Annotated in this window: 23 protein-coding genes; 15 read left to right on the forward strand and 8 right to left on the reverse strand. The window is 71.8% G+C overall.

The window, feature by feature from the left end; translation table 11 throughout:
- Nucleotides 1–70: 70 nt before the first annotated feature.
- The 3 genes from G4Z16_RS17505 to G4Z16_RS17515 all read right to left on the reverse strand — a co-directional run bounded on the left by G4Z16_RS17505 (nucleotide 71) and on the right by G4Z16_RS17515 (nucleotide 4,713).
- Nucleotides 71–2,518: a SpoIIE family protein phosphatase gene (locus G4Z16_RS17505; protein WP_197351700.1), complete on the reverse strand. Its 2,448-nt coding sequence runs from the start codon at nucleotides 2,516–2,518 to the stop codon at nucleotides 71–73.
- 163 nt (nucleotides 2,519–2,681) lie between these two features.
- The gene (locus tag G4Z16_RS17510) at nucleotides 2,682–3,914 is read right to left on the reverse strand and encodes a pyridoxal phosphate-dependent aminotransferase (protein ID WP_425508091.1); all 1,233 of its coding nucleotides are present in this window, start codon (nucleotides 3,912–3,914) and stop codon (nucleotides 2,682–2,684) included.
- Nucleotides 3,915–4,215: 301 nt separating this feature from the next.
- Nucleotides 4,216–4,713, reverse strand: a complete 498-nt coding sequence (locus G4Z16_RS17515) for a CHRD domain-containing protein (RefSeq protein ID WP_197351702.1) — start codon at nucleotides 4,711–4,713, stop codon at nucleotides 4,216–4,218.
- Nucleotides 4,714–5,664: 951 nt separating this feature from the next.
- On the opposite strand from G4Z16_RS17515, the gene G4Z16_RS17520 reads away from it, so the two are divergent.
- The 10 genes from G4Z16_RS17520 (at nucleotide 5,665) to G4Z16_RS17565 (ending at nucleotide 15,901) form a co-directional block, all read left to right on the forward strand.
- Nucleotides 5,665–6,234, forward strand: a complete 570-nt coding sequence (locus G4Z16_RS17520; protein WP_197351703.1) for a DUF2617 family protein — start codon at nucleotides 5,665–5,667, stop codon at nucleotides 6,232–6,234.
- Nucleotides 6,235–6,360: 126 nt separating this feature from the next.
- Entirely contained in the window at nucleotides 6,361–8,025 is a 1,665-nt protein-coding gene (locus G4Z16_RS17525) for a polyamine aminopropyltransferase (protein ID WP_197351704.1), read from the forward strand.
- A 102-nt stretch (nucleotides 8,026–8,127) separates the two neighbouring features.
- Nucleotides 8,128–9,342, forward strand: a complete 1,215-nt coding sequence (locus G4Z16_RS17530) for an SRPBCC family protein (protein WP_246530914.1) — start codon at nucleotides 8,128–8,130, stop codon at nucleotides 9,340–9,342.
- A 67-nt stretch (nucleotides 9,343–9,409) separates the two neighbouring features.
- A complete protein-coding gene (locus G4Z16_RS17535) occupies nucleotides 9,410–10,228 on the forward strand; it encodes an aldose epimerase family protein (RefSeq protein WP_197351706.1) in 819 nt (272 codons plus the stop codon).
- Nucleotides 10,229–10,260: 32 nt separating this feature from the next.
- Nucleotides 10,261–10,797, forward strand: a complete 537-nt coding sequence (gene pyrE, locus G4Z16_RS17540) for an orotate phosphoribosyltransferase (protein WP_197351707.1) — start codon at nucleotides 10,261–10,263, stop codon at nucleotides 10,795–10,797.
- A 223-nt stretch (nucleotides 10,798–11,020) separates the two neighbouring features.
- On the forward strand, nucleotides 11,021–12,043 hold the full coding sequence (gene fbaA, locus G4Z16_RS17545) for a class II fructose-bisphosphate aldolase (RefSeq protein WP_197351708.1): 1,023 nt from the start codon (nucleotides 11,021–11,023) through the stop codon (nucleotides 12,041–12,043).
- A gap of 179 nt (nucleotides 12,044–12,222) precedes the next feature.
- A complete protein-coding gene (locus tag G4Z16_RS17550; protein ID WP_197351709.1) occupies nucleotides 12,223–12,636 on the forward strand; it encodes a DUF3151 domain-containing protein in 414 nt (137 codons plus the stop codon).
- Between the two features lie 298 nt (nucleotides 12,637–12,934).
- Nucleotides 12,935–13,795, forward strand: a complete 861-nt coding sequence (locus G4Z16_RS17555) for a tryptophan 2,3-dioxygenase family protein (protein ID WP_197351710.1) — start codon at nucleotides 12,935–12,937, stop codon at nucleotides 13,793–13,795.
- On the forward strand, nucleotides 13,788–15,149 hold the full coding sequence (locus G4Z16_RS17560; protein ID WP_197351711.1) for a kynureninase: 1,362 nt from the start codon (nucleotides 13,788–13,790) through the stop codon (nucleotides 15,147–15,149). Before G4Z16_RS17555 ends, G4Z16_RS17560 begins: the two co-directional genes overlap by 8 nt.
- Nucleotides 15,146–15,901: an alpha/beta hydrolase family protein gene (locus tag G4Z16_RS17565; protein WP_246530915.1), complete on the forward strand. Its 756-nt coding sequence runs from the start codon at nucleotides 15,146–15,148 to the stop codon at nucleotides 15,899–15,901. The genes G4Z16_RS17560 and G4Z16_RS17565 overlap by 4 nt, the downstream gene beginning before the upstream one ends.
- A gap of 57 nt (nucleotides 15,902–15,958) precedes the next feature.
- On the opposite strand, the gene G4Z16_RS17570 is transcribed toward G4Z16_RS17565, so the two are convergent.
- Both G4Z16_RS17570 and G4Z16_RS17575 read right to left on the reverse strand, forming a co-directional pair.
- Nucleotides 15,959–16,420, reverse strand: coding sequence for a cupin domain-containing protein (locus G4Z16_RS17570; RefSeq protein ID WP_197351713.1), 462 nt, complete (start codon nucleotides 16,418–16,420; stop codon nucleotides 15,959–15,961).
- 155 nt (nucleotides 16,421–16,575) lie between these two features.
- Complete coding sequence (locus G4Z16_RS17575; protein WP_197351714.1) at nucleotides 16,576–17,859, reverse strand: adenylosuccinate synthase; 1,284 nt, start codon at nucleotides 17,857–17,859, stop codon at nucleotides 16,576–16,578.
- A 150-nt stretch (nucleotides 17,860–18,009) separates the two neighbouring features.
- Here G4Z16_RS17575 and G4Z16_RS17580 point away from each other — a divergent pair, with 150 nt between their 5' ends.
- Both G4Z16_RS17580 and G4Z16_RS17585 read left to right on the forward strand, forming a co-directional pair.
- Nucleotides 18,010–18,903 carry a diacylglycerol kinase gene (locus G4Z16_RS17580; protein WP_246530916.1) on the forward strand — a complete coding sequence of 298 codons (894 nt, stop codon included), beginning with the start codon at nucleotides 18,010–18,012 and terminating at the stop codon, nucleotides 18,901–18,903.
- A 145-nt stretch (nucleotides 18,904–19,048) separates the two neighbouring features.
- Complete coding sequence (locus tag G4Z16_RS17585; RefSeq protein WP_197354710.1) at nucleotides 19,049–19,399, forward strand: GatB/YqeY domain-containing protein; 351 nt, start codon at nucleotides 19,049–19,051, stop codon at nucleotides 19,397–19,399.
- A 17-nt stretch (nucleotides 19,400–19,416) separates the two neighbouring features.
- Here G4Z16_RS17585 and G4Z16_RS17590 read toward each other — a convergent pair whose 3' ends face one another.
- Nucleotides 19,417–19,887, reverse strand: a complete 471-nt coding sequence (locus tag G4Z16_RS17590) for a DoxX family protein (protein WP_197351715.1) — start codon at nucleotides 19,885–19,887, stop codon at nucleotides 19,417–19,419.
- On the opposite strand from G4Z16_RS17590, the gene G4Z16_RS17595 reads away from it, so the two are divergent.
- Nucleotides 19,886–20,461 carry a TetR/AcrR family transcriptional regulator gene (locus tag G4Z16_RS17595; RefSeq protein WP_197351716.1) on the forward strand — a complete coding sequence of 192 codons (576 nt, stop codon included), beginning with the start codon at nucleotides 19,886–19,888 and terminating at the stop codon, nucleotides 20,459–20,461. The genes G4Z16_RS17590 and G4Z16_RS17595 overlap by 2 nt on opposite strands.
- Nucleotides 20,462–20,575: 114 nt before the next feature.
- Here G4Z16_RS17595 and G4Z16_RS17600 read toward each other — a convergent pair whose 3' ends face one another.
- A complete protein-coding gene (locus G4Z16_RS17600; protein WP_425508092.1) occupies nucleotides 20,576–21,121 on the reverse strand; it encodes a GbsR/MarR family transcriptional regulator in 546 nt (181 codons plus the stop codon).
- 92 nt (nucleotides 21,122–21,213) lie between these two features.
- Between G4Z16_RS17600 and G4Z16_RS17605 the strand changes: the two genes are divergently transcribed.
- Both G4Z16_RS17605 and G4Z16_RS17610 read left to right on the forward strand, forming a co-directional pair.
- The gene (locus G4Z16_RS17605; protein WP_197351717.1) at nucleotides 21,214–22,152 is read left to right on the forward strand and encodes an ABC transporter ATP-binding protein; all 939 of its coding nucleotides are present in this window, start codon (nucleotides 21,214–21,216) and stop codon (nucleotides 22,150–22,152) included.
- Nucleotides 22,149–23,876 carry an ABC transporter permease gene (locus G4Z16_RS17610; protein ID WP_246530917.1) on the forward strand — a complete coding sequence of 576 codons (1,728 nt, stop codon included), beginning with the start codon at nucleotides 22,149–22,151 and terminating at the stop codon, nucleotides 23,874–23,876. The genes G4Z16_RS17605 and G4Z16_RS17610 overlap by 4 nt, the downstream gene beginning before the upstream one ends.
- Before the next feature lie 36 nt (nucleotides 23,877–23,912).
- Here G4Z16_RS17610 and G4Z16_RS17615 read toward each other — a convergent pair whose 3' ends face one another.
- Nucleotides 23,913–25,796 (reverse strand): serine/threonine-protein kinase, encoded by a 1,884-nt coding sequence (locus G4Z16_RS17615; RefSeq protein ID WP_197354713.1) that lies wholly within the window; start codon nucleotides 25,794–25,796, stop codon nucleotides 23,913–23,915.
- Between the last annotated feature and the right edge of the window lie 74 nt (nucleotides 25,797–25,870).

Consider the following 25,870-nt stretch of genomic DNA (forward strand, 5'->3'; position numbering starts at 1 on the left):
TACCTCCAGCATATGCGCCGACGCGCGGAGGTACCCGGTCAACTCCGGTACGGGATACGGGCTCCCGAGGTCAGCCGTTGATCGGAAGCTCGAACCAGACCACCTTGCCGGAGGTCACGGACCGCGCTCCCCACTTCCCGGCGAGCTCGTTGACCAGCACCAGTCCCCGTCCCCACTGGCCGTCGGAGGTCAGCTCGGTACGGTGCGGCAGGCGCTCGTCGGCGTCCGAGACCTCCACCACCAGGCTTCCGCCCTTGGCCAGCTGGATCCCGACGTCTCCCCGTCCGTGCCGGAACGCGTTCGTGATCAGCTCGTTCGCCAGCAGCCGTGTCGTGTCCCGCAGGTCTTCGAGCCCCCAGTCGACCAGCGTCCGGTCTATGAGCCTGCGGGCGCGGGACGCCATGGCGGCCTCGGGCGGGAGGGTCCAGCGGACGCTGCGGTGTCCGGGCATGGGCGTGGCCCGTGCCATGAGGACCACGAGGTCGTCGCCCGCCGACCAGGGGGCGAGCTTGCCGACCACGTTGTCGCACCAGTCCTGCACCGAGAGGATGGACGGACCCGGTGCGGCCAGCGTGGACCTCAGGGACTCGATGCCCTCGTCGATGTCCTTGCCGCGCTGTTCGATCAGTCCGTCCGTGTAGAGCGCCAGCGTGCCGCCCTCGGGCAGCACCAGGTCGGTGACCGGGTAGTCGGGCACCCCGAGCCCGATGCCGAGCGGCACCCCGGGCTCCACGGGGATCAGCCCGGTGGAGCTGTCCCGGTGCCGCAGCATCGGCGGCGGGTGGCCCGCGCTCGCGATGCTGCACTCCCGGGTCACGGTGTTGTACACGGCGTACACGCATGTGGCGTGCTGCATCGCGGGGCTGATCTCCACGATGTTGTCGAGCCGCGTCAGCAGGTCGACCGGCTCCAGGTCGAGTCTCGCGAGCGTGTGCATCGCGGTGCGCAGCTGGCCCATGCCGGCCGCCGCGTGGATGTCGTGGCCCATCATGTCGCCGACGACCAGCGCGACGCGGTGGCCCGAGAGCGGGATGACGTCGAACCAGTCCCCGCCGACGTCGGCGAAACGGCTCGTGGACCAGTAGTGGTAGCCGATCTCCAGGCCCTGGCGTGCGGGTATGTCCTTCTCGCCCGGCAGCATGTTGCGCTGGAGCGCGAGCGCGGTCCGGCGCTCGTCGTCGTACATCCGGGCGTTGTCCAGGTTCAGCGCCGTGCGCGCGGCGAGTTCCTCCGCGACCCGCCTGTCGTCCTCGTCGAGGGGGTCGCGGTCCGCGGACCGGCCGAAGGTCACGAGTCCGAGGCACCGGCCGCGTGCCACCAGCGGCGTCATCACCACCGAACCCGGGGCGATCTCCCGGAGGCTCGGCAGGGCTTCCTCGGAGGAGAGTGCGGCGGCCTGCTCTCCCTGAAGCTTCTCGGCGTGCCAGGAGAGCCCCGAGAACAGGCTCGTGTGCGCGTGCGAGCCCACCGGGTGCACATGCCTTCCGCCGGATATGGCGGAGCGCGGCAGGCCCGAGGGGTCGTCCGGCGCGGCGCGTCCGGCGAGCAGGACCGTGGTCACCGGCCTGCCGGCGTCGGCGAACGCGCTGCCGTCGAGGAAATCGGTGCGTATCTCGACCGTGGCGACGTCGGCGAAGTCCGGCACGACGAATTCGGTCAGCTCGCGGGCGGTCTTCGTCATGTCCAGGGTGGTGCCGACCTTGTTGCCGGCCTGGTTGACCATGTCGAGCCTCTGGCGCACGGCGGACGCCTCCAGCAGGGCGGTCTGCCGCTGCGTGACGTCGACGATCAGACCGCCCAGGCCCAGTACGCGGCCGTCCCCGGAGGTCAGACGGAAGAACGTCACCGACCAGACGTGGTCACGGTCCCGGTGACCCTCCGTACGGCCGGAGATCAGGACGTTGTGCAGCGGTTCGCCCGTCTCCAGGACCTTGCGCAGGTGCTTCTCGTACTCGCCCCGGTCCGCGGGCCGGACGATCTCGCTGACGCTGCGGCCGACGTGCTCCTCTGCCGGGATCCCGTTGAAGTCGGCCAGCACGTCGTTGACCATGACGTACCGCAGATCGGTGTCGAGGATCCCCATGCCGTGCGGGGAGGTCTGGACGAAGGCGTCCATGAAGTCCGGATGGTCGCCGTTCGGGACCCGCGTGACGCCGCCTCCCTCGGCCTCTCCCTGGCCGTCGTCCTGTGCGAGGTCGCTGACCTCGCACAGGAGGCCGGTGGTGGACTTTCCTCCGGGTTTGCCCGTCGGGTCGCCCTGTCTCAGCGGGGAACAGGTCAGCAGCACGTCCTGCTGCGCGCCGTCACCGAACGTCATGGGCACGACCCGGCTGGAGTCCTTCCCGGCCGCCGCGCGCCCCTTGGCCTCGGCCAGCGCGCTCAGGGCCGTCTCCGCGAAGAGCACGCGGCAGTGGCGGCCGAGCACGTTGGCGGCCGGCCTGCCGAACCATGCGGCGGCAGCGGGGCTCCATGAAGTCACGTGCGCCGCGTGATCCAGAGTGAACGAGGCTCTAGGCATGTTCTTCCATGACGGTGGTGGACGAATTGCCCGTTTTTGTAGTGTATGGGCCGAATCACGCTCCCGCCCGGCGGTCACGTCGACGCCGGACCGCTCGGCTTCCGCCCCCGGGATCACCCCGTGAACCCGTGACGAGCGGCTACGGGGACAGGGGCGGGCACCCTCAGCCGGGCGCACCCTTCAGCCGTCTGACGGCGTCCGCCAGCACGTCTTGCTGCTTGCAGAAGGCGAAGCGGACGAAGGGGGCGCCCGCCGCCTCGTGGTCGTAGAAGACCTGCGTCGGTACGGCCACGACGCCGCAGCGTTCGGGCAGCGCGAGGCAGAAGTCGATGCCGGAGCTCTCACCCAGGGGGCGGATGTCGGTCGTGACGAAGTAGGTGCCCGGTGCGCGGAAGACGCCGAACCCGGCCTCCGCGAGTCCCTCGGAGAGCAGGTCACGCTGGGCGCGCAGGTCCTCACGCAGCTGCGTGTAGTAGCTGTCGGGCAGGGCGAGCGCCTCGGCGACCGCGTACTGGAACGGTCCGGCCGAGACATATGTGAGGAACTGCTTCGCGGAGCGCACCGCGCTCACCAGCTCCGGCGTCGACGTCACCCAGCCGACCTTCCAGCCCGTGAAGGAGAAGGCCTTGCCGGCCGAGCTGATCGTGACGGTGCGCTCGCGCATGCCGGGGAACGACGCGATCGGGATGTGCTCGCCCTCGTAGACGAGATGCTCGTAGACCTCGTCGGTGACCGCCAGCAGGCCCCGCTCGACGCAGAGTTCCGCGATCGCCGCAAGCTCGTCGCGGCTGAGCACGGTGCCGGTGGGGTTGTGCGGGGTGTTGAGCAGGATCAGTCGCGTGCGGTCGGTGACGGCGTCGCGCAGCTCGTCCAGATCCAGCCGGAAGGTGCCCTCACCCTGCGCGCCGCCCTCCGAGGGGGACGGCCGCAGCGTCACGGGGACGCGGGTGCCGCCGGCCATGGCGATGGCGGCGGCGTAGGAGTCGTAGTAGGGCTCCAGGGCGATGACCTCGTCGCCGGGCTCGAGGAGCGCGAGCAGTGCCGCGGTGATGGCCTCGGTGGCGCCGGCGGTGACCAGAACCTCGGTCTCCGGGTCGGGGTCGAGGCCCAACTGCCCGTACCAGCGCCGCTGATGGGCGGCGACTGCCGTGCGCAGCTCAGGGATGCCGGGGCCGGGCGGGTACTGGTTCCCGCGTCCGTCGCGCAGCGCCCGTACGGCGGCCTCGCGCACCGCTTCGGGGCCGTCGGTGTCGGGGAAGCCCTGTCCCAGGTTGATCGCGCCCGTGCGGACGGCGAGAGCGGACATCTCCGCGAAGATCGTGGTGCCGAACTCCGCGAGGCGCCGGTTGAGCAGCGGGCGACCCGGGACTCCCTGATCAGCTGTCATGGCGGTCATCCTGAGGGAAGCGTCCGCGTTCCTCAACTCCCTGTCCGTAGCGCAGGGCGCCCGCCGCGCCGCGGCCGTCCGCGCCCGCGCGGGATCACGACCGCCGAACGGCCGCAGCAGGCCGGATCGCCCCCCTTCGCGGTGATCACGGCACCGGCGCTCACCTGCGACGCGATGACCGTCTCCCGCTCTCGGGCAGTTGGACGGTCACCTGGCGGCGGCAGCCCATCTGCCGTGCGGCGGGACGCACGCCCCCCGCGGTGCCGCGAGGATCCGGTCGCGGCACCGCGGGGTCAGGGTGTGTGTGCGGTCAGAGCTGGCCGCGGATGGCGCCTGCGGGGAACTCCGCGTTGTGGACGTTGGTGTAGAAGAAGAACGGGTTCCGCTTGATGCCTTCCAGCTCCCAGTAGGTCAGCACGGTCGCTTGGTTGGCCGGGGTCTGCGTCCGCTGCGCGCGGATGCAGCCCTGGGAAGAGCCGTCCACCGGGGGCGTGTTCAGGGTGACGATGACCGGGCCCGCCTCGCCTCGCTGCCCGATGTGGATGTGGGCCGCGGTGGGGGTGGCGATGTCCTGGACGCTGAGCCTGTAGCAGAGCTTGCCGTGCGAGATGCGGTACACGAACCGGCCGGTGCCGTCGGGGTCGCCCGGGTCGGGGACCTCCTGCGCACCGTCGAGATTCACTACGTGCGGCCTGCCGTGGCCGCCGGCGGGATCGGCCTGGGGGGTGGCGGTTGCGGTGCCGGCCGTCGAGGCCAGCAGGGCGGCGGCGCCGAGCGCGGCCGCGGTGGCAGCAGTGGATACGCGCATGCGGATGCTCCTCTTCCTGTCACGTGGAGTGAAAGATCAAGCACACTCCGTACATGGCGGTCGGGATGACGCTATTCGCGGCATGGGGCATTCGCATCCGCACCGGGCATTCGGCGCACGGCACGCATCCAGGAGGGGATGGTGCCAGGAGCCGGCCCGAACCTCTCGTCTTGCTCAACTGTGCTTTGAGGTGCAGAACTCGGGGGCAGGAGCGCCACACACACCGGCAAGGTGCCGGCGGGCTCGGGCGTCCGGGGGACGGCCCGAGCCCGGGTGCAGAGCAGTGCGAGGCGGCACTGCGGAGAGATATGGGGGACCCGCCGATGATCAACTTCACGGAAGTCGTCGTGTTCGTCGTGTTCGTAGTAATCGTCATAGGGATCGTCGCGACCTTCTCGAGGAGGTCCTCGGGAGGTGGACGCAAGCGCCGCGGCGGCTACTCCGGCGGCGCGGCCGGGGGCGGCGGCTGGTGGGCCGGAGGAGGCCACGGGGGCTCGTCCTGCGGCGGCGGTTCGTCCTGCGGCGGGGGTTCGTCCTGTGGCGGCGGTTCCTCCTGCGGAGGTGGCGGCGGCGGAGGTGGCGGCTGCGGGGGCGGCGGCGCCTGACCGCTCGCGTCTGAACGGCCGCGTCTGACCGCTCGCGTCTGAACGGCCGCGTCTGACCGCTCGCGTATGAACGGCCGCGCGAGCACGCTCCATTGCGCGGCTCGCCTTACCGGGAATCCGTCCCTCCGTCCAGCGTCCGGCAGTTGAACATCTGAACTGCCTGGCCCCCGGGGGGATGGAAACCCGGAGAATTTGGGCCATAGAGCTGTGGTGGTACACATTTCATGATTCGGTGATTCTGTATCCCCGGATTGGCGTGGGTACGAGCCGGAGGCGCACGACCCCTGGTCACTCGACGAGAGCGCGCCGGGCTCACCCCTCCACTGTGTGCCTGCGGAGCCGACCCATGCTCACCACTCTGTCCACCCCGTACACCGATACCCGCGCGGGCGACCTCGCGTGGGCCCTCGGCCGTGGGCCGCTGCCCGCGCTCGCCTGCCGCGAACTCGAACTCGACGGCATCACGGTGCAGTTGAGGCTCCTGGGCGCATCGCACCAGGTGATCCTCGATGAGGACGGCCGCACCTGCTCCGAAACCGTCGCCTGCATGCCCGGCAGCACGCCGCTGCCGCTCGGCGTCTCACGGCGCACCGGCGCGTGGGACTACGACTTCGCGGCGCGCGTCGAGACGCTCACGCCGGGCTCGTTCGCGGGCCGCGCGCAGGAGTTGCTCGAACTCGTCTCCGGCCATCCCGGAGGTCTCGCGGGTACGTTCCCGGGCGCACCGCACGCGTTCACCGCGCTGATGGTGCAGCGGTCGGCGGGCCAGGTGCGCTGGCGTACCTGGCACTCCTATCCGCAGGAGGGCCGGCTGGTCTCCACCCGTACATGCGTGGCGCGTTCGGCCGTACGTACGCGGCGCTCCCCGGCCTCGCCGCGCACCCGGGCGGCCGAACGATCCGCGACGGTGCGGTAGTTGACCGGCACGCACCACAACTTCCGTGCACGCCGTGCTTCCGTCCGCTTCATTGCGCGTGGTTTGACGCCTTGGCGCGCGTGTGGGTGACGAAGAGCGCAGAAGCCGTCACGTAGCGTTCGCGCCATGACCGACCGCCTTCTCGCCCCGCCCCAGGACGCGCGGCTGCCGGTGCCCGCAGGGCTCGGGCGCGGGCTCGTACTCGCGTCGGTCTTCGTCTGCGCGGCCTGCGGTCTCGTCTACGAGCTCGAACTCATGGCGCTCGCCTCCTACTTGGCGGGCGACTCGGTCACGCAGGCGTCCGTCGTCCTGTCCGTGATGGTCTTCGCGATGGGCATCGGCTCGCTGCTCGCCAAGAGGCTGCGCTGCCGCGCGGCGACGGGATTCGCCGCGGTCGAGGCGGTGCTGGCCGTCGTCGGCGGCGGTTCGGCGATCGCGCTGTACGCGAGCTTCGCGTGGTTCGGCGGCGCACAGGTCGCGCTCGTCGGCTTCTCGCTCGCCATCGGGATCCTGATCGGTGCCGAGATGCCGCTGCTGATGACCCTCATCCAGCGCATCCGGCACCAGGACGCGGGCGGCGCCGTCGCCGACCTCTTCGCCGCCGACTACGTGGGCGCACTCGTCGGCGGGCTGACCTTCCCCTTCCTTCTGCTGCCGTTCTTCGGCCAGTTGACGGGGGCGCTGCTGACGGGCGTGGTGAACGCGGGCGCCGGCGGAGTCGTCGTGCTGTGGCTCTTCCGTCACGACGTGAGCAGCCGCACGCGCTGGGGCCTGCTCGCCGCGAACTGCGCCGTGATCGTGCTGCTCGTCGCCGCCACGGCCTTCGTCGCCCCGTTCGAACGGGCCGCGCGGCACGCGGTGTACGGGCAGGACGTGCGGGTCGCCGTCAGCGACGGCGACCGCGAGGCCGTACTCACCGGCGACCCCGACCCCGAGGCCTACCGGCACGGCGCCGAGCCGCTGCGCTTCTTCCTCGACGGGCGGATGCGGGCCTCGTCGGCGGACGGCGACCGCTACCAGGCGTCCCTCGTGCGCCCCGCCATGACGGTCCCCCTCGGCCCTGGGGGGCCTGGGGGGACCCCCAGGCACGAGCGGGTGCTGATCCTGGGCGGCGCGGACGGACTGGCGCTGCGCGAGGTCCTCCGTCACCCGGGCGTGCGGGAGGTGACCGTGCTCGGACGTGACGCGGAGGCGGTGCGGCTCGCCCGCACGGACCCGGGACTGCGGCGGCTCAACGAGGACGCCTACGGCGACCCGCGCGTACGCGTGGTGCACGACGGCGACATCTTCGAACGGCTGCGGGAGCGGGCGCGGAACGCGGATGCCGTGCCGTACGACGTCGTCGTCTCCGACCTTCCCGACCCCGGAGTCCGTGACATGGCGAATCTCTACTCGCAGGAGTTCTACGGGCTGTTGGACCGCGCGCTCGCGGCGGACGGCCGTCTCGTCGTGCACGCCGGCCCCGCCGCCGCCGACCCGCGCACGTACTGGACGGTGGAGGCGACGCTGCGGTCCGCCGGTCTGCGCACCTCTCCGTACGCGGTGCGCAGCCCGCGCGACTGGGGGTTCGTGCTCGCCTCGCCCGGCGGCCCGGCGGCGCCCCGCACCGAGGTGCCCGCGAGAGCGTCGGAGCTGATGGCCGTGAGCGGCAGCGCCACCGGTGCGGGCGACTCCGCCGCGTCAACGCCGTACCCGCTGACTGCGCATCAGTTGCGTTCCGCCGGACTGCGGGCCGAGCGGGCCCGGGTGACGGGCCTTCCGCCCTCGACCCTCACGCACCCCCGCTACTGAGCCCCGGGTCCGCGCCCAGGCGGGTGCGCTGCGGGGCGGAACAGCGCCGACCGGTCACATGTACGGGGAGTCGTGGGTAGGCTCCGCCCTATGGAGCACGAGGTGAACGTTCCGTTTTCCGTCGGATCGGTACGGGCGGCGCTCGCTGAGCCCGAGCGCGTGGCGCGCTGCGTGCCCGGTCTGCAACTCGACAGCGCCGAGGGCGTGAAGCCTGCCAGGACCGGCAAGAGCGGCGGAAGCGCGAACGCCAAGAGCACCGGGAGCACCGTCGAGGGACGCCTGCGCGTCCGGGTCGGCGGCTCCACGATCACCTACCGGGGCAGCCTGACCCTCACGCCCGTCGGTGAGGAGTTCACCGTGAAGGGCACCGGCACGGAGGCGCGGGGCAGCGGCTCCGTGCGGCTGAACCTCACCGTCGTACCGAGGCGGGCGAAGGACGGCGAGGGAACGCGCCTGGTCTTCTCGGGCACGGTCAAGGCCGACGGGCGCCTCAAGGAGGTCGAGCAGAAGACGGCGACGACGGCCGGACACCGGCTGCTGGAACGGTTCGGCTCGGCACTCGGCGAGAGCATCCAGGAGGACCCGCCGAAGGAACTCGACTCCCCGGACGCGCCCGCGGCGGAACCGGCGACGGCCGGGCCCACGGGCGGCATCGGCGAGCCCGGTGACAACGAGCGCGTCATCCCCGGCATCCCGGGCCCCGACAACCGCGAGACCCCGTCGGAGGAGAAGTCCCCCAAGGGCGAGGCGAAGGACGCCGCCAAGGACGCCTCCAAGGACAAGGCCGGTGAGAAGGGCCAGGCCAAGGCCGGTGGCAAGGCCGGGCCCGGGGGCGCGGACAAGAGCCAGGACAAGGGCGGGGCGAAGGCCGGGGACGCCGAGAGCACCGCCGAGGAGACCGGCAAGAAGAAGGCCGGAGACGACGCCAAGGACGAGGACAAGAGCCAGGAGAAGGCCGAGGACAAGGACGCCGCCGAGGACAAGGACGGCAAGGCCCGGGAGGGGGAGATCCCCGGCCGCGAGGGCATCTTCGGCACGGAGGTCCCGCCGTCCTCCCTCGACCCCTTCAACGAGGAACCCCTCGACGAGGCCGAGGTGGAGGCCGCGGCCGAGGCCGAAGCGGCACACGCACGCCGCACGATGATCGGGCGCAGCGCCGAGGAGGTCGACCACGCGCCGCCGCGCGGCCGCTACGCCCCGATCCCGGTGCCGGAGCCGATCGCCAACTCGGCGGCGCTGCGCTGGGTCGCACCGGCCGCCGCTGCCGTCGTCGCCGGTGCCGTCGTGATCGGGCGTGCCCTGCGCCGCCGCCGCTGAAGGTGCAGGCCAGGGTGTACGGCCGGGTCGTGCTCTGCCGGGAAGTACCGAGGTTTAAGGTCGCGTCATGACTGACACCGCCACCACTGACGCCGACGTCACACTGCGCGCCGGAGACGCCGAGTTGACGGTCGAACCGCACCGCGGCTGCCGGCTCGCCTCGCTGAAGGCCGGCGGTAAGGAACTGCTGCGGCAGGGCAACCGGTACGGAGCCTTCGTCATGGTGCCCTGGTGCGGACGAACCGACCAGGGCCGTTTCCGCAGCGGTGGCGAGCTGTACCAACTCCCCCTGGACAGCGGCCCGCACGCGATCCACGGCACCGCACGCGACGGCGCGTGGCGCACCCTCCGGCACGACGAGCGTTCGGCGGCCTTCAACTACGAGCTGAGCGACCCCTGGCCGTGGGAGGGCCAGGTGACGCAGATCGTCGAGCTCGACGAGTCCGGCCAGGGACTCACGCTCACTCTCGGTGTCGAGGCCGCGGACGCCAGCTTCCCCGCTCAGGCCGGCTGGCATCCCTGGTTCCTGCGCAACCTCGGCGGGCGCGGCGGCGACGTGCGGATCGACTTCGAACCGGAGTGGCAGGAGGAGCGCGGCGTCGACCACCTCCCCACCGGCAAGCGCGTCGCTCCCCGCCCGGGGCCCTGGGACGACTGCTTCGGCATGCCGCAGGGCGTCGACGTCACCCTGACCTGGCCGGGAGAGCTGGAGCTGAAGGTGGCGAGCCGGGCCGAGTGGGTCGTCGTGTACGACGAGCAGCCGGAGGCGGTGTGCGTCGAGCCGCAGACGGGCCCGCCCAACGGCCTCAACTCGCATCCGCATCTGGTGACGCCGATCCAGCCGCTGGAGATCTCCACGACCTGGACCTGGCGGCCCCTCCCGTAGCGTCCCGGTCCCGCCCGCATAGGCTCCGGGACATGAGCACTGCAGACGCGCTGCTGCGGCAGATCAAGGAAAAGGCCGTCGTGCACGGCAGGGTCACGCTCTCCTCGGGGCAGGAGGCGGATTTCTACATCGACCTGCGCCGCATCACCCTCGACGGAGAGGCGGCGCCGCTCGCGGGCCAGGTCATGCTCGATCTGACGGACGGGCTCGAATTCGACGCGGTCGGTGGCCTGACGCTGGGCGCCGACCCGGTGGCCTCGGCGATGCTGCACGCCGCCGCCGCCAGGGGCCGGAGCCTGGACGCGTTCGTCGTACGCAAGGCGGGCAAGGCGCACGGCCTGCAGCGCCGCATCGAGGGGCCCGACATCGCCGGGCGGCGGGTGCTGATCGTCGAGGACACCTCCACCACCGGTAACTCGCCGCTCACCGCCGTCGAGGCGGCGAGGCAGGCGGGCGCGGAGGTCGTGGCGGTGGCGACCATCGTCGAGCGCGGGGCGGCGCCGGCCATCGAGCGGGCGGGCCTGAGGTATCTGCACGCGTACGACCTGGCCGACCTCGGGCTGGTCTGAGGGCCGCGGCCCCCGCGGCCGGGGGCCCGCGCCGGGCCGGCCGGCGGTGCACGGGGGCCATGACCTCCGGTGGCTGAGGCACCGCGGTCAGTCTGGGAGTATGGGGGTGACGATGACGTCGTTCCGTTGATTTCGTTGATCCCCGTCGATCCGGCCACGGACTCCCCGTCGATCCGGATCCGGACTCCGCAGCAGAGCCGATACGCACCCAAGGAGCGGACAGATGCCCATCGCGACCCCCGAGGTCTACAACGAGATGTTCGACCGGGCCAAGGCGGGCAAGTTCGCCTACCCCGCAATCAACGTCACCTCGACGCAGACCCTGCACGCCGCCCTCCGCGGCTTCGCGGAGGCGGAGAGCGACGGGATCGTCCAGATCTCCACCGGCGGTGCCGAGTTCCTCGGCGGCCAGTACAGCAAGGACATGGTGAGCGGCGCGGTCGCGCTGGCCGAGTTCGCGCACACCGTCGCGAAGAAGTACCCGGTGAACGTGGGTCTGCACACCGACCACTGCCCGAAGGACAAGCTCGACGGCTACGTGCGTCCGCTGCTCGCGATCTCCAAGGAGCGCGTGGACGCGGGGCAGAACCCGCTCTTCCAGTCCCACATGTGGGACGGCTCCGCCGAGAACCTGAAGGACAACCTGGAGATCGGCCAGGAGCTGCTCGCCCAGGCCGCCGCCGCGAAGATCATCCTCGAGGTCGAGATCACCCCGACCGGCGGCGAGGAGGACGGCGTCACCCACGAGATCAACGACGAGCTGTACACGACGGTCGACGACGCGCTGCGCACCGCCGAGGCCCTCGGGCTGGGCGAGAAGGGGCGCTACCTGCTGGCCGCCTCGTTCGGCAACGTGCACGGCGTCTACAAGCCGGGCAACGTCGTCCTCCGTCCCGAGCTGCTGCGGGACCTCCAGGAGGGCGTCTCCGCCAAGACCGGCAAGCAGAACCCGTTCGACTTCGTCTTCCACGGCGGCTCCGGCTCCACGGACACGGAGATCGCCACGGCGCTGGAGAACGGCGTCGTGAAGATGAACCTGGACACCGACACCCAGTACGCCTTCTCGCGGCCCGTCGCGGACCACATGTTCCGCAACTACGACGGTGTGCTGAAGGTCGACGGCGAGGTCGGCAACAAGAAGACCTACGACCCGCGCAGCTGGGGCAAGGCCGCCGAGAAGGGCATGGCCGAACGCGTGCAGCAGGCGTGCGCGAACCTGCGCTCGACCGGCACGCGGCTGAAGTAGGACGCAGGGACGCAGGGAGCCCGGGCAGTACAGGCCCGTCCCGTTCGAGGAGGACCGGACCGCGCCGCAGCGGCCGGTCCTCCCGCGCGCCGGACCGGATCCGCTCGGGGCCGCGGGGGAGCCGAACGGTTCCCTCCAACCCGAACTGCGTTCCGTACCGACAAGGCAGACTGGAAAACATGAGCATTCACGAGAATCTGCTCGGGGGCCCGCCCCCGACCCACCTGCCCGACGACCCCGGCCCGCGCGAGCTGCTCGCCTCCGGGGCCGCCCCCGTCGAGGTGGCCGCGGAGTACCCCGCGTCCTCGCTGGCGTGGGCGCTGCTCGCGGACGACGCCTTCGAGGCGGGACGGGTCGTCGAGTCCTACGCCTACGCGCGTACGGGCTACCACCGCGGTCTCGACGCGCTGCGGCGCAACGGCTGGAAGGGCCACGGGCCCGTGCCGTTCGAACACGAGCCGAACCGCGGCTTCCTGCGCGCGCTGCACGCGCTCGCGCGGGCCGCGCAGTCGATCGGGGAGCACGAGGAGCACGAGCGCTGCTCGACGTTCCTCAAGGAGAGCTCGCCGACCGCCGCGGCGACCCTGTCCTAGGCCCAACAGGGTCCAGGCAGGTCGGGAGACCGCGGCCGAACGTGGCGATCACGGATCGCGGGCGGAGACGCACTCGACCGCGGTCACGGATCGCGGGTGGAGAGGCACTCGCGGACCCGTCGGGCATATGACCAAGGCGCTGACCAGGTGCCCTTGTCCCGGCGGGCCGCCTCCCCGATGATGAATGGCAGGCCCGTTTTCCCGGCGATCCGGGGGCGGGCCTGAGGGGACCGGGGCTCCATTGCCGATCGAGAGATTGGAGCGGACCGCTACCCGGACACCACGTTGAGGAGAAGCGATGTCTCACGACGTCGAGGACCCCGCGGCCGGTTTGCAGGCCCCTGATCTGGACTTCGAAGGCACCACCCCGTACGAGGACTACGTGCAGGCGGACGTCCTCACCCACCTCCAGCACCCGCTGTCCGAGGACCCCGGCGAGATGGTCTTCCTCGTCACCACGCAGGTCATGGAGCTGTGGTTCACGGTCATCGTGCACGAGTGGGAGACGGCCGCGAAGTCGCTGCGCAAGGACGACCTTCCCGGCGCTCTTGCCGCGCTGAAGCGTTCCACGTACGAACTCCGGTCGCTGAACGCGTCGTGGGAGCCGCTCGCCCATCTGACACCGGCGCAGTTCAACTCCTACCGCTCCGCGCTCGGTGACGGCTCCGGCTTCCAGTCGGCGATGTACCGGCGGATGGAGTTCCTGCTCGGTGAGAAGTCCGCGTCGATGCTCGTACCGCACCGCGGAGCGCCGCGCGTGCACGACGAGTTGGAGAAGGCGCTGCACGAACCGAGCCTGTACGACGAGGTGTTGCACCACCTCGCGCGCCGGGGCGAGGCCGTGCCCCAGGAGGTTCTGACCAGGGACGTCTCGCAGGTGTACCGGCCGCATCCAGAGGTGGAGGCCGTATGGGCGCGGGCGTACGCACGTCAGGCGGACGAAGCCGCCGGCGGCGAGAACGACGCCGTGCGCCTCGGTGAGGCGCTGACCGAGGTCGCCGAACTCGTGTGGCGCTGGCGCAACGATCACCTCGTGGCAACCCGGCGGGCGATGGGCTCGAAGGTCGGCACCGGCGGCTCGGCGGGCGTGGCATGGCTGGAGAAGCGTGCCGCGAAGAACGTCTTCCCGGAGCTGTGGACGGCGCGCAGCCATGTCTGACGCGGCGGGGCCGGGGGCGGGGGCTTCCACCGCCGCCGAAGAGCTCGACGCGCGTGACGAACTCGCCCACCGGCGCAAGGACTTCCTCCTCGACGATGACGGCGGCACCGTCTATCTCGACGGCAACTCCCTCGGCGCGCTGCCGCGTTCGGTGCCCGCGCGCCTCGCCGAGGTCGTTGAACAGGAGTGGGGGCGGCTGCGCATCCGCTCCTGGAGCGAGTCCGGCTGGTGGAGCGCGCCCGAGCGGATCGGGGACCGCATCGCACCCCTCGTGGGAGCGGGCGAAGGGCAGATCGTGGTCGGGGACTCGACCAGCGTCAACGTCTTCAAGGCCGTCGTGGGTGCCGTGCGTATCGCCCGCGAGGAGCACGGAGGGGTCTCCTCCTCCGGGTCCGGTTCGGGCGGCCGGGACGAGATACTCGTCGACGCCGCCACCTTCCCGACCGACGGCTACATCGCCCGCTCGGCGGCACGGATGACCGGAGCGACCGTACGGGCGGTTCCCGTCGCCGAGATGGGGGCCGAGGCCGGTCCGGGCACGGCCGCCGTGCTCGTCAATCAAGTCGACTACCGCACCGGCGAGTTGCACGACCTGCCGTCCCTCACCGCCGATGTGCACCGCGCCGGCGGCCGCGTCGTGTGGGACGTCTGTCACAGCGCGGGTGCGCTCCCCGTCGGACTCGACGCGCACGGCGCCGACTTCGCCGTCGGCTGCACCTACAAGTACCTCAACGGAGGCCCCGGCTCGCCCGCGTTCCTGTACGTACGGCGCGAGTTGCAGTCCCGCTTCGACACGCCCCTGCCCGGCTGGACCTCGCACGCGGACCCGTTCGCCATGTCCGACGGATACGTGCCGGCGGACGGCGCGGTACGCGGGCGGGTGGGCACGCCGGACATCCTCTCCATGCTCGCGCTGGAGGAGGCGCTGAAGGTCTGGGACGGCGTCGGCATCTCCGCGGTGCGCGCCAAGAGCCTCGCGCTGACGGACTTCTTCCTCCAGCAGGTGCGCACGTACCTCCCCGGCGGCCGGGCCGGACGCCTTCGGCTGCGCTCGCTGACGCCGGAGGCGCACGAGCGGCGCGGCAGCCAGATCTCGCTGCTGTGCGAGGCCGAGGAGGACCGGGCGGATGCCGATGGACTGACGGACCCTGGTGGACGGACGGCCGACGCCCCAGGCGGGCCCGACGTGGCGGAGGAGCTGATGGGGCGGCTGCACGAGCGCGGCATCGTCGGTGACTTCCGCCGCCCGGGCGTGCTGCGCTTCGGATTCACGCCGCTCTACACCTCGTTCGGCAACGCCGATCGCGCGGCGAAGGTGCTCGCGGAACTGGTGCTCGCACGCGGGGAGGCGTGAGCGGTGGTGGAGCGTTGACCGCTGCGGAGGAGTCGGCGCTGCTGGGTCTCGAGCCGGTGCCACCGGAACGCACGGTCGCCTACGGCGAACACCCGTCCCAGGTCGTGGACTTGTACGGGGTGGGTGCGCCGGGGCCGCGCATCACCGTGCTGCACGGCGGCTTCTGGCGCGAGGCGTACGACCGCACGCACCTCTCCCCCTTCGCCGCCGCCCTGGCGGAACGGGGCACGGCGGTCGAACTCGTCGAGTACCGGCGTGTGGGCGGCGGTGGCGGCTGGCCGGAGACGGCCCGGGACGTGGCCGCCGCCCTCGCTCTCCTCGGCCCCCCGGACGTGCTGCTGGGGCACTCGGCCGGCGGCCAGCTTGCCCTGTGGGCGGCGTCGGAGTCCGGCGGGCCGGCGCTTCCGCCGGGGCCCGACCGCGCCGCGGACCGGGTCGTCGCCGTAGCGCCCGTGGCCGATCTCGCCCGTGCGCACCGGCTCCGGCTCAGCGCCGGAGCGGTGAGCGAATTCCTGGGCGGCGAGGGGGCGTTGGCTGAGCGGCTGCCGGAAGCGGACCCGATGCGCCTGCCGCCGCGAGTGCCGGTGGAGGTCCTGCACGGCACCGCCGACGACGTGGTTCCCGTCGAGCTGTCGCGCAACTACGCGAACGACTGGGGCGCACGGCTGAACCTCCTCACGGGCGTTGGTCACTACGCACCGTTCACGCCGGGCACGCCCGCGTTCGGCGTGCTCGTCGACGCGCTGAGGTGAACGGCGCTGCAGCGAGCCGCGCTGAGGTCAACAGCGCCCGCGATGGCGCGCTTTCGGTCAGGGCAGCATGCGGAAGTCAGCGAAGTCGAAGCCCGGCGAGACGATGCAGCTGACCAGCGTCTCCCCTTCGCGGTCCACGGGACGGGCCCGCTGCCAGACGCCGGGCGGCACAACTGCCTGCGGTGCGTGGCCGGTTGCGACGTCCGGGCCGAGCGTGAGCGTCTCCGGTTCCTGCCCGGGGGCTTCGCCGTCGCCGCCGAGCTGGAGGTGCAGGGGCGAACCGGAGTGCCAGAGCCAGATCTCGGCGGACCGTACGACGTGCCAGCGCGACTCGTCCCCCGGCCCCAGGAGGAAGTAGATGGCGGTGGCGCTGGCCCGCTCTCCGCCGTAGCCCTCGGGGTGCAGAGCGATGCCGCTGCGCCACGTCTCGCGGAACCAGCCGCCTTCCGGGTGCGGTTGCAGCCCGAGCGCTTCGACGAGCGGCGGGGCTGCACGGGACTGCTGGCGGTCGTCCGGCATGAGCGGGTGTCCCTCGTTTCGTCGTCCGGTGGCTGGGCGCCGGTACGGCGCCCCGGGTGAGACAGGCCCGCCCGCGCGGAACGGGCCTGTCGCCCGGCAGATAGGTCTCCGGCAGATACGGCTCCCGGCAGATGCGTCTCCCGGGAGATCCGCTCCTACAGGAAGGAGTTGATCTGGATGGTCTCGTCCCGGCCGGGGCCCACCCCGATCGCGGAGACAGGTGCGCCGGACATCTCCTCCAGCGCCTTCACATAGCCCTGCGCGTTCTTCGGCAGGTCGGAGAAGGTCTTGGCCTGGGTGATGTCCTCCGACCAGCCCGGCAGATACTCGTAGACCGGGGTGGCGTGGTGGAAGTCGCTCTGGCTGAAGGGGAGTTCGTCGACGCGCTTGCCTTCGACCTCGTAGCCGACGCATACGGGGATGCGCTCCCAGCCGGTCAGCACGTCGAGCTTGGTGAGGAAGAAGTCGGTGAGGCCGTTGACGCGGGTCGCGTAGCGGGCGATCACCGCGTCGAACCATCCGCAGCGCCGGTCGCGGCCGGTGGTGACGCCCCGCTCGCCCCCGATCTCGCGCAGCGCCTCGCCGTCGGCGTCGAGGAGTTCGGTGGGGAAGGGGCCCGCGCCGACCCGGGTGGTGTACGCCTTGAGGATGCCGATGACACGGCTGATCTTCGTCGGGCCGACGCCCGACCCCGTGCAGGCGCCGCCCGCCGTGGGGTTGGAGGACGTCACGAACGGATACGTGCCGTGGTCGACGTCGAGCAGCGTGCCCTGGCCGCCCTCGAAGAGGACGACCTTCCCCTCGTCCACCGCGTTGTTGAGGATCAGGGTGGTGTCGGCGACGTAGCCGCGCAGGGCGTCCGCGTAGCCGAGCAGCTCCTCGACGATCTGCTCGGTACGCACGGCACGCCGGTTGTAGAGCTTGGCGAGCACCTGGTTCTTGAAGTCGAGGGCGGCCTCGACCTTCTGCGTCAGGATCGACTCGTCGAAGAGGTCCTGGACGCGGATGCCCACCCGGTTGATCTTGTCGGCGTAGGCGGGGCCGATGCCGCGGCCCGTCGTGCCGATCCTCCGCTTCCCGAGGAACCGTTCCGTCACCTTGTCGACCTCGGTGTGGTACGGCGTGATCAGGTGCGCGTTACCGCTGATGAGGAGCTTGGAGGTGTCGACGCCGCGCTCGTTCAGCCCGCTCAGCTCGGAGAGCAGGACCGACGGGTCGACGACGACGCCGTTGCCGATGACGGGCACACAGCCCGGCGAGAGGATGCCCGAGGGGAGCAGGTGCAGCGCGTACTTCTGGTCGCCCACGACGACCGTGTGGCCGGCGTTGTTGCCGCCCTGGTAACGCACCACGTAGTCCACCGAACCGCCGAGGAGATCGGTGGCCTTCCCTTTGCCCTCGTCACCCCACTGAGCACCGAGCAGCACAAGTGCGGGCACAGGCGTACACCCCTTCCAGGCGGGGCATGTCCCACGTGCGTGGCGAGTGCCATCGCAAGAGCCGCGGACCGGTGCCCCAGATAGAGGAAGCCCCTGACGCAACAGCGACAGGGGCTCTTGCACCGAGAGGTTACCTGAGAGAGGAACAAGGTGTCGGCTCCAGACCCCGCGGGGACCTCGCAGCCCTCGCTGCTCCTGGTCATCGACCCCGTCGCCAAGCTCTGGGACGGAGAATCCGTGCGCATCGCGCGTGACGTGCTGTGTGCGGGCGCGTCCGGCGTGAAGGTGTGCCTGCCGGAGAGCCCGGAGGAGACCGAGCGTGCCCTGGCCCGCCGGGGAAGTCGGCGCCCGGTGGTCGTGGGGGACGACAGAGCGCTGCTGCGGGCCGTCCGACTGCTGCACCGCGAGCGGGAGTTGGAGGAGGCGGCGCTGTCGGTGGTCCCCGTCGGCCGTGAGGAGACGGTGGCGCTGATGTGCGGTCTGGGGGTGCCGGTGGACGCGGTCTCGGCCGCCCGCACCGTTCTCGACGGTGCCGAGCGGCGGCTGGGACTGCTGATGGACGACAGCGGTGGTGTGGTGCTGGGCGGTATCCGCATTCCGGGGCCGCCGTGCTCGGGCGAACTCCCGGGGCGTGCAGGCGCGCTGAGGGCGAAGGCGGCCCTGTCGCGCGCGCGGCGCCCGCGGGCGGGGGCGCAGCGGCTGCGCGTCGAGGCGGACGGCGAGCTGCTGGCGGATCTCGACCGGCCTGTGACGGAGGTGTCGGTCTTCTCGCCCTCCTCCTCGGGCAGTGCGGTCCCGGGCCCTCGGTCTTCGTGCCGGGGAGATCCTGACGCCGGCTCCGGCGGTGAGGGCGCGAGGGAACCCAGCCTGGCGCAGGTCACCGTGCTGCCGCAGGGAGCGGACCGTGTCCAGGCACGGGCGAAGGCGGTGACGGTCTCGGGACCGGACTTCCGCTACCGCGCGGACGTGCTCGACGGCGGGCCTGTGCGCGTACGGACGTGGACGGCGCTCGCCGGAGCCTGGAGCCTCACTCTCCCCGCGTGACGGGTCCGCCGTGCCGGTTCCTGCCCGGCGGGGCGCCCGTCGGGTACTCCGGTCCGCGGGAAACCCCGTTGCCGGGGCATGAGCACGGCCATAAGGTCCGGCCATGTCCCTACGCGTTCGTATGCGCCAAGCCCTCCCGGAAGCGATGCGTGCCCGCGACAAGGCCACGGTCAGCGCCCTGCGCGCAACGCTCGCCGCACTGGACAATGCGGAAGCCGTGCGCGTGGACGCCGCCGAGGTGCGCGGCCTGGCCCTCGAAGAGTCACCCGTCGGTGCCGGTGCCACCGAGGCCGCGCGGTGTGAGCTGAGCGAGAGCGGTGTGGCGGACATCGTGCGGGCCGAGGCCACCGAACGACTGCGGGTCGCCGAGCAGTTGACCGCGCCTGCCCACGCCGACCGGGTCGCGCGGCTCCGCGCGGAGGCGGCGGTGCTGCTCCGCTTCCTGGACGACGACGGGGACCGGGCTTCGCCCGCTCTCGGCGCCGACGGCCGGTAGGCAGCGGCGCGTTCGCCTCACGCCGACGCGAGGCGCAGAGCCAGTGCTGCCGCGGCCAGGATCAGCAGCGCGAGCGGCGTGGCCAGACGGGCCCGGTCGCCGGCCCGCACGTGGGCCGCGACCGCGAGGAGGAAGTAGCCGACGAGAGCGCACGATGCGGCCACACCCAGGGGTGGCCGGACGAGACCGCCGAGCAGTCCGGCGGCTCCGGCGAGGAGGAGGAGCGCCAGGGCGTTGAGTCTGCCCTCGGGCACGCCGACCTTGGCGTAGCTGCGTACGACGGCCTCTTTGTGGCTGAGCTTCTGCGTCGCCGAGAAGACCAGCACGGCGGCGAGCAGGACGGAGACGACGGCTGTGGCTGTGAACACGGGCACCTCCCCGGGCACGCCGGAGCGCTGGAAGCGCTGAGCATGACGTGCCGTCTGGCTGAGCTCCAATCTAAACATCTGTATAGTTTCCCTGGCAATCGACAGGGTCGGGGAGATCATGAGTCCGCAGCGCAGCAACCGTTCACAGCTCATCGAGGGCACGCTGCGCTGCCTGAAGCGGCTGCCCCCCGAGCGGATCACCGCGCGGGCGATCGCCGACGAGTCGGGAGCCAACCTCGCGTCGATCGCCTACCACTTCGGCTCGAAGGACGCCCTGGTGACCGAGGCGGCGATCGCGGGCCTCGACCGGTGGCTCGCCGAAGTCGCGGCAGCGCTCGGCGACCTGGCCGACCGGACGCCCGAGGAGCGCTACCGAGCCGCGTCCGAGGCCGTCACGGGTACTCGGGACAGCCATTCGGGCCTCGCCAGGCACTACGTCACCGCCCTTGCCAGAGCGCAGCACGACGACGCGATCAAGGACACCCTCGCCGAGGGCTTCCGGCGCACGCGTCCCGAGGTCGCCGCGCTCCTGGGGCTCGGCGACGACGAGGAGGGCCGGGACGCGGCCGGTCTGGCGCTGGCTCTCTTCCACGGACTGCTGATCCAGACGCTGCTCGCGCCCGACCTGGCGATCGAGGGTGAGCGGATGCACCGCGCCCAGGTCCGCCTGCGCGGGGCGCTGCCGGAGGCCTGACCGTTCCGCCGGTGCGCGTTCGGTCGCGTCGAACCTGTACGTGCCTCACGCCGTCCTCGCCCGCAGACCCCCGCGTTCCGATGGCTCGTGGGGCGGCCGGACAGGTCAATACGCCTACGGGCCCTCGCCGTTGCGGGCGGCGCGGTGGGCGCGCCAGCGCTCCAGCATTCCCTCCAGCTCGCCCTGCATGAACTCCAGGAAGTCGTGGGTGTCCCTCACCCGGCGTCCGGCGGGAGTCTCCGGCCCCAGAGCCTCCTCGCCCGAGCGCAGCGTGGCCGTCCACCGGCTCAGGAGCTGGTCGCGGTCCAGGAGTGCCTCGTACCAGACGTTCTCGTGCACGCGGTAGATCTCGCGGCGCGATCCCGGCTCGCGCTCGCGGCTGACCATGTGTACCTGGGAGAGGTAGCGGACGGCGCCCGAGACCGCGGCCGGGCTGATGCGGAGCCGCTCCGCGAGCTGTGCCGAGTTGAGCCATCCGTCACGGGAGGCCAGCAGGCATGCGAAGACGCGGGCGGCCATGCGCTGCATGCCCGCCTCCGTCATGTCGCCGGCGAAGCGCTCGACGAAGGCGGATGCCGCTGCGTCGTATCCCGCGTCGTCCTCGGCGGTTCCGGCGGTTCCGGCGGTTCCGGACGCGGGGTCCGGTCTGTTTCCAGTCACCGGCTCGGCTCCCTCCCTGCTCAGCTGCGTACCGCAGATCCTAACGCTTCCTTAACTTCACAAATTTATGAAACAAGCGTAGCTTCCTGTCCATGGACACATCCGCCACCGCGATCTCGGTAACCGGTCTCGTGAAGACCTTCGGCCGGGTACGTGCACTCGACGGGCTCGACCTCGAAGTCCGCACCGGCGAGGTGCACGGCTTCCTCGGGCCCAACGGAGCCGGGAAATCGACCACCATCCGCGTCCTCCTCGGCCTGCTGCGCGCCGACGCCGGAACCGCCCGGCTGCTCGGCCACGACCCGTGGGACGACGCCGTCACCCTGCACCGCCGTCTCGCCTACGTCCCCGGCGACGTCGAGCTGTGGCCCGGCCTCACCGGCGGAGAGGCGATCGATCTGCTCGCCCGCCTGCGGGGCGGCCTCGACACCGCACGCCGGGACGAGTTGATCGAGCGCTTCGACCTCGACCCGACGAAGAAGGGCCGCACCTACTCCAAGGGCAACAGGCAGAAGGTCGCCATCATCGCGGCTCTCGCCTCCGACGCGGAGCTGCTGCTGCTGGACGAACCCACCGCGGGACTCGACCCGTTGATGGAGGTGGTCTTCCAGGACGTCGTCTTCCAGGCGAAGGCGGCGGGCAAGACCGTGCTGCTCTCCAGCCACATCCTCGCCCAGGTCGAGAAGCTGGCCGACCGCGTGAGCATCATCCGGCTCGGCAGGATCGTCCAGTCCGGGACGCTGAGCGACATGCGGCACCTGACGCGCACGACGATCGAGGCCGAGACCGAGCGGCCCGTGACGGGACTCGAAGCGCTGCCGGGCGTGCACGACGTACGCACCGACGACGCGCGGGTGCACTTCGCCGTCGACGGCGCCCACCTCGACGAGGCCGTGCGCCACCTCAGCGGGCTCGGCGTCCGCAGCCTCACCAGCCATCCGCCGACGCTCGAAGAGCTGATGCTGCGGCACTACGGCGACGAGCTCGCCGCCAACGGGCACCTCAACGGCGCCGGGGGAGCGGCACGATGAGGACCGAGACCGGCTCAGGAGCCGCGGGAAGCCCCACGCGAGGCTCCACGGAAGAGTCCCGGAAGAGGCCGCGGAGCACAGCACCGGCGGCGGACGGCGCGGGTGGCCCGCGTGCTCCCCACCGCCTGCTGGCGGGCACCGGCACGCTCATCCGCTTCGCCCTGCGCCGCGACCGCATCCGCATCCCCGTCTGGATCGCGGCACTGCTGATGGCCAACCTGTCGACGGTCGCCAAGCTCGAAGGGCTCTACTCCGGAGCGGCCGAGCGTGTCTCCGTCGCGAAGACCATGGGCAGCCCCGCCGCGCTCGCCATGACCGGGCCGCGTCACTACCTGGAGGGCGGCTACGGCCTGGGCGCGATGCTCGGGCATCAGGTGATCGGCTTCTACGGGGTGCTCACCGGCCTCATGGCGGTGCTGATCGTCGTGCGGCACACGCGTGACGAGGAGGAGACCGGCCGCGCGGAGCTGCTGCGCTCCACGGTCGTCGGCCGGCACGCCGCGCTGACCGCCGCCCTCGCCGTCGCCGTGGCCGCATCGCTCACGCTCGGCGCGCTGCTGGCCGTCAGCCTCGGCGGGTCCGGCATGACGGGCGTCAACTGGGAGGGATCGCTGCTGTACGGGGCGGTGTTCGCGGGCCTCGGCATCGTCTTCGCCGGCGTCGCGGCCATCACCGCGCAGATCACGGAGCACGCGCGCGGCGCCTCCGGCATGGCGCTGGGCGTGATCGGGCTCGCGTACGTGCTGCGGGCGGCCGGCGACGTCGGCGACGGCACGCTGTCGTGGCTGTCGCCCATCGGCTGGGCGCAGCGCAGCTATCCGTTCGTCGACGACCTGTGGTGGCCGCTGCTGCTCACGCTCGCCGCCGCGGTCACGGCCGGCGGGACGGGCTATGCGCTCAGCGTGCGGCGCGACGTCGGCGAGGGTCTGCGCACTCCGCCCGCGGGACGCCGGACGGCTTCGGCGGCGCTGGTGCGGCCCTTCGGCTTCGCCCTGCGGCTGCACCGCGGCATGATCGCGGGCTTCGCCGCCGGGGTGATCCTGCTGGGGACGATGTACGGGTCGATCCTCGGCGACGTGGACGACATGCTGAAGGACGTCGAGATGATGGACCAGGTCCTGGCGAAGGCCGGGGGATCCTCGTTCGTGGAGTCCTTCGCCTCGATCGTCATGATCGTCAACGCGGTCATCGCCGGCGTCTACGTCGTGCTCGCGGCGCTGCGTCCACGCGCCGAGGAGACCGCGGGCCGGGCCGAACCGCTGCTGGCCACGGGCCTTTCCCGTACGCGGTGGGCCTGGAGCCATCTGTCGGTGACGCTCGTCGGCGGCACGTTCACGCTGCTGATGACCGGGCTCGGCTTCGGCATCGCGGGCGCGGCCTCAACCGGTGACGGCGGTCTGGTGCTGGCGCTGACAGGTGCGGCACTGGCGTACGCACCCGCGCTGTGGGTCACGGCCGGCGTCGCCGCGCTGCTCTTCGGGTGGCTGCCGCGCGCCACGGCGGCGGCGTGGCTCGTGCCGGTGTACGCGTTCCTCGTCGGATACCTGGGCCGCATCCTGCAGTTCCCGGACTGGATGAACGACCTCTCCCCCTTCGGGCACGTTCCGCAGCTGCCCGCCAAGGAGATGGACTGGACGCCGATGGCGGTGCTCACCGCGGTCGCGGCCGCGCTCATCGCCGCGGGGCTGGCCGGCTTCCGGCGCAGGGACCTGGAGACGAAGTGACCCCGGCGACCGCGGTGCGGCCGGGGCGGGGCCGGGTCAGTCGACGCGCTGATACGTGAACGACTTGACGGACCCCGTGGCGAAACCGCGCTCCAGCACCCCGTTCTCGACACTCAGCGTCGCGGACGGCCCGGTACGGCAGGCCCCGGAGGAGGCGGTCCTGTCGAGGCGGGGCGGGCCCAGGCGTACGGGCTCGTCCCGCCCCCCGACGGAGACCACATCGGCCTTCGCCTCGCAGTGTTCGTCAGGGGCCTCGGAGACCATGCCGATGGACATGGCGCCCGCCGCCACCTGCTTGACGGTGATCCGCTGGGTGCCGCCAGCGGGCAACTGGCGCTGCCAGGTGCCGAGATACTCCTCGGCCAGCTTCTCCGGCTCCGTGACGCGGTGCAGGGTGGCGCTGCGGCCCGCCGCCTCCCACTTCAGCGTCGTGTCGGAGGCGTTGCTGAGCTTGTGGGAGCCCAGAGCGGAACACTTGCCCTCGGGCACGCTCTTGACGACCTTGGTGTCCAGCTCGACCGAATCGCCGGCCGAGACGAGCTTGCCGTCGCTCTTGCACTCGTAGGTCTTGCCGAGGCTGATGCTGTTGGCCACGACCTCGCCGATCTTGCCGCGCGTGACGACGAAGCGCCGGTACTGGCCCGTGGGTTCGCCGTCCCGCTCGACCTCGCCGCTCCAGGTGCCCACGTAACTCTCCGGGATGTCCGAGGACTCGCCGGTGCCCGTGGTCTTGTCCGAGTTCAGCAGCGGGAGTTCGGCCCCGGACGCCGCGAAGGCGACACCCGCCACGACGACCGCCGCCAGCGCGCCGATCGCCAGCCGCCTGCGCGGCCGGGGAGCGGGAGCAGGCGGCGCCTGCTGCTCCGGTGCTTGCTGGGCCGGCGGCGGGGGCAGCGCGGACGTGTGCGACTCCCCGGACCCACCGCCACCGGGCACGTCCGGGGCCCCGGACCCCGAGGGCGGGGTGTCGGTGTCCAGCAACTGCACGGCGTGACGGCCCAGTTCGGCGATGAGCGTGGCGGGCAGCCAGGGCGCGGCGGCGGTGCCCGTGGAGATGGGCTGCACTCCCGCGATGACGTCCTCCGGCGCGGGCCGCTCCGCCGGGTCCTTGGCCAGGCACGAGGCGATCAGACCGCGCAGCGGCTCCTCGACCCCCTCCAGATCGGGATCCTCGGAGGCGATGCGGAACATCACGGCGTGCATGCCGCCGCCCTCGCTCCCGAACGGCGTGCGGCCCGTCGCGGCGTACGCGAGCACCGATCCCATGGAGAAGACGTCGCTGGCCGGGGTGACCTGCTGTGCTCGGATCTGCTCCGGCGACATGTAGCTGGGGGAGCCCACGATCACGCCGGTCCCCGTCACCGTCGAGTCGGGAAGCGCGTCCAGGGCGCGCACGATGCCGAAGTCGATGACGCGCGGGCCGTCGATCGTGACGAGCACGTTGGACGGCTTGAGGTCGCGGTGCACGACCCCGGCGCCGTGGATGTCGAGGAGGGCGCTGGCGAGTCCGTAGGCGAGCGTGCGGATGGAGTTCTCGGGGAGCGGGCCGCCTCCCCCGCTTCCGGCACCGCCGGTCGAGCCTGTGGAGGTCCCGCGCTGCATCCGGGTGGACACGACCTGTTCGAGGGAGGGCCCGGCGATGTAACCGGTCGCCACCCAGGGGTTCTCGGCCTCGGTGTCCGCGTCCAGCACGGGTGCCGTCCAGCGCTCCCCCACGCGCCGTGCCGCTTCCACCTCCAGGCGGAAGCGGGTACGGAACTCCGCCTCGGCCGCCAGCTCCGACTTGATGAGCTTCACCGCGACCGTACGTCCGCCCTCGGACCGCGCCAGGTAGACCCGGCCCATACCGCCGGAGCCGAGCCTGCTCAACAGCCGGTAACGGCCGATGGATTGCGGGTCGTCCGCCGCCAGCTCCGCCATTGCATCCCCCACGTCGGTCGTTCCAGCCGGTGCGCTGGAACCCTCTCACTCTCTTTCGCAAAGGTCACAGCCCG

The sequence above is a fragment of the Streptomyces bathyalis genome (assembly GCF_015910445.1).
In the GTDB taxonomy this organism is placed as follows: Bacteria; Actinomycetota; Actinomycetes; order Streptomycetales; family Streptomycetaceae; genus Streptomyces; species Streptomyces bathyalis.

Excerpts from the sequence above, each read along its gene's own strand:
- G4Z16_RS17560 (WP_197351711.1), top strand. The coding sequence starts at position 13,788 with ATGTCTGACGCGGCGGGGCCGGGGGCGGGGGCTTCCACCGCCGCCGAA.
- G4Z16_RS17585 (WP_197354710.1), top strand. The coding sequence starts at position 19,049 with ATGCGTGCCCGCGACAAGGCCACGGTCAGCGCCCTGCGCGCAACGCTC.
- G4Z16_RS17615 (WP_197354713.1), bottom strand. The coding sequence starts at position 25,796 with ATGGCGGAGCTGGCGGCGGACGACCCGCAATCCATCGGCCGTTACCGG.
- G4Z16_RS17570 (WP_197351713.1), bottom strand. The coding sequence starts at position 16,420 with ATGCCGGACGACCGCCAGCAGTCCCGTGCAGCCCCGCCGCTCGTCGAA.
- G4Z16_RS17590 (WP_197351715.1), bottom strand. The coding sequence starts at position 19,887 with ATGATCTCCCCGACCCTGTCGATTGCCAGGGAAACTATACAGATGTTT.
- pyrE (WP_197351707.1), top strand. The coding sequence starts at position 10,261 with ATGAGCACTGCAGACGCGCTGCTGCGGCAGATCAAGGAAAAGGCCGTC.
- G4Z16_RS17510 (WP_425508091.1), bottom strand. The coding sequence starts at position 3,914 with ATGACCGCCATGACAGCTGATCAGGGAGTCCCGGGTCGCCCGCTGCTC.
- G4Z16_RS17610 (WP_246530917.1), top strand. The coding sequence starts at position 22,149 with ATGAGGACCGAGACCGGCTCAGGAGCCGCGGGAAGCCCCACGCGAGGC.
- G4Z16_RS17550 (WP_197351709.1), top strand. The coding sequence starts at position 12,223 with ATGAGCATTCACGAGAATCTGCTCGGGGGCCCGCCCCCGACCCACCTG.
- G4Z16_RS17505 (WP_197351700.1), bottom strand. The coding sequence starts at position 2,518 with ATGCCTAGAGCCTCGTTCACTCTGGATCACGCGGCGCACGTGACTTCA.
- G4Z16_RS17595 (WP_197351716.1), top strand. The coding sequence starts at position 19,886 with ATGAGTCCGCAGCGCAGCAACCGTTCACAGCTCATCGAGGGCACGCTG.
- G4Z16_RS17525 (WP_197351704.1), top strand. The coding sequence starts at position 6,361 with ATGACCGACCGCCTTCTCGCCCCGCCCCAGGACGCGCGGCTGCCGGTG.
- G4Z16_RS17555 (WP_197351710.1), top strand. The coding sequence starts at position 12,935 with ATGTCTCACGACGTCGAGGACCCCGCGGCCGGTTTGCAGGCCCCTGAT.
- fbaA (WP_197351708.1), top strand. The coding sequence starts at position 11,021 with ATGCCCATCGCGACCCCCGAGGTCTACAACGAGATGTTCGACCGGGCC.
- G4Z16_RS17605 (WP_197351717.1), top strand. The coding sequence starts at position 21,214 with ATGGACACATCCGCCACCGCGATCTCGGTAACCGGTCTCGTGAAGACC.
- G4Z16_RS17515 (WP_197351702.1), bottom strand. The coding sequence starts at position 4,713 with ATGCGCGTATCCACTGCTGCCACCGCGGCCGCGCTCGGCGCCGCCGCC.
- G4Z16_RS17520 (WP_197351703.1), top strand. The coding sequence starts at position 5,665 with ATGCTCACCACTCTGTCCACCCCGTACACCGATACCCGCGCGGGCGAC.
- G4Z16_RS17535 (WP_197351706.1), top strand. The coding sequence starts at position 9,410 with ATGACTGACACCGCCACCACTGACGCCGACGTCACACTGCGCGCCGGA.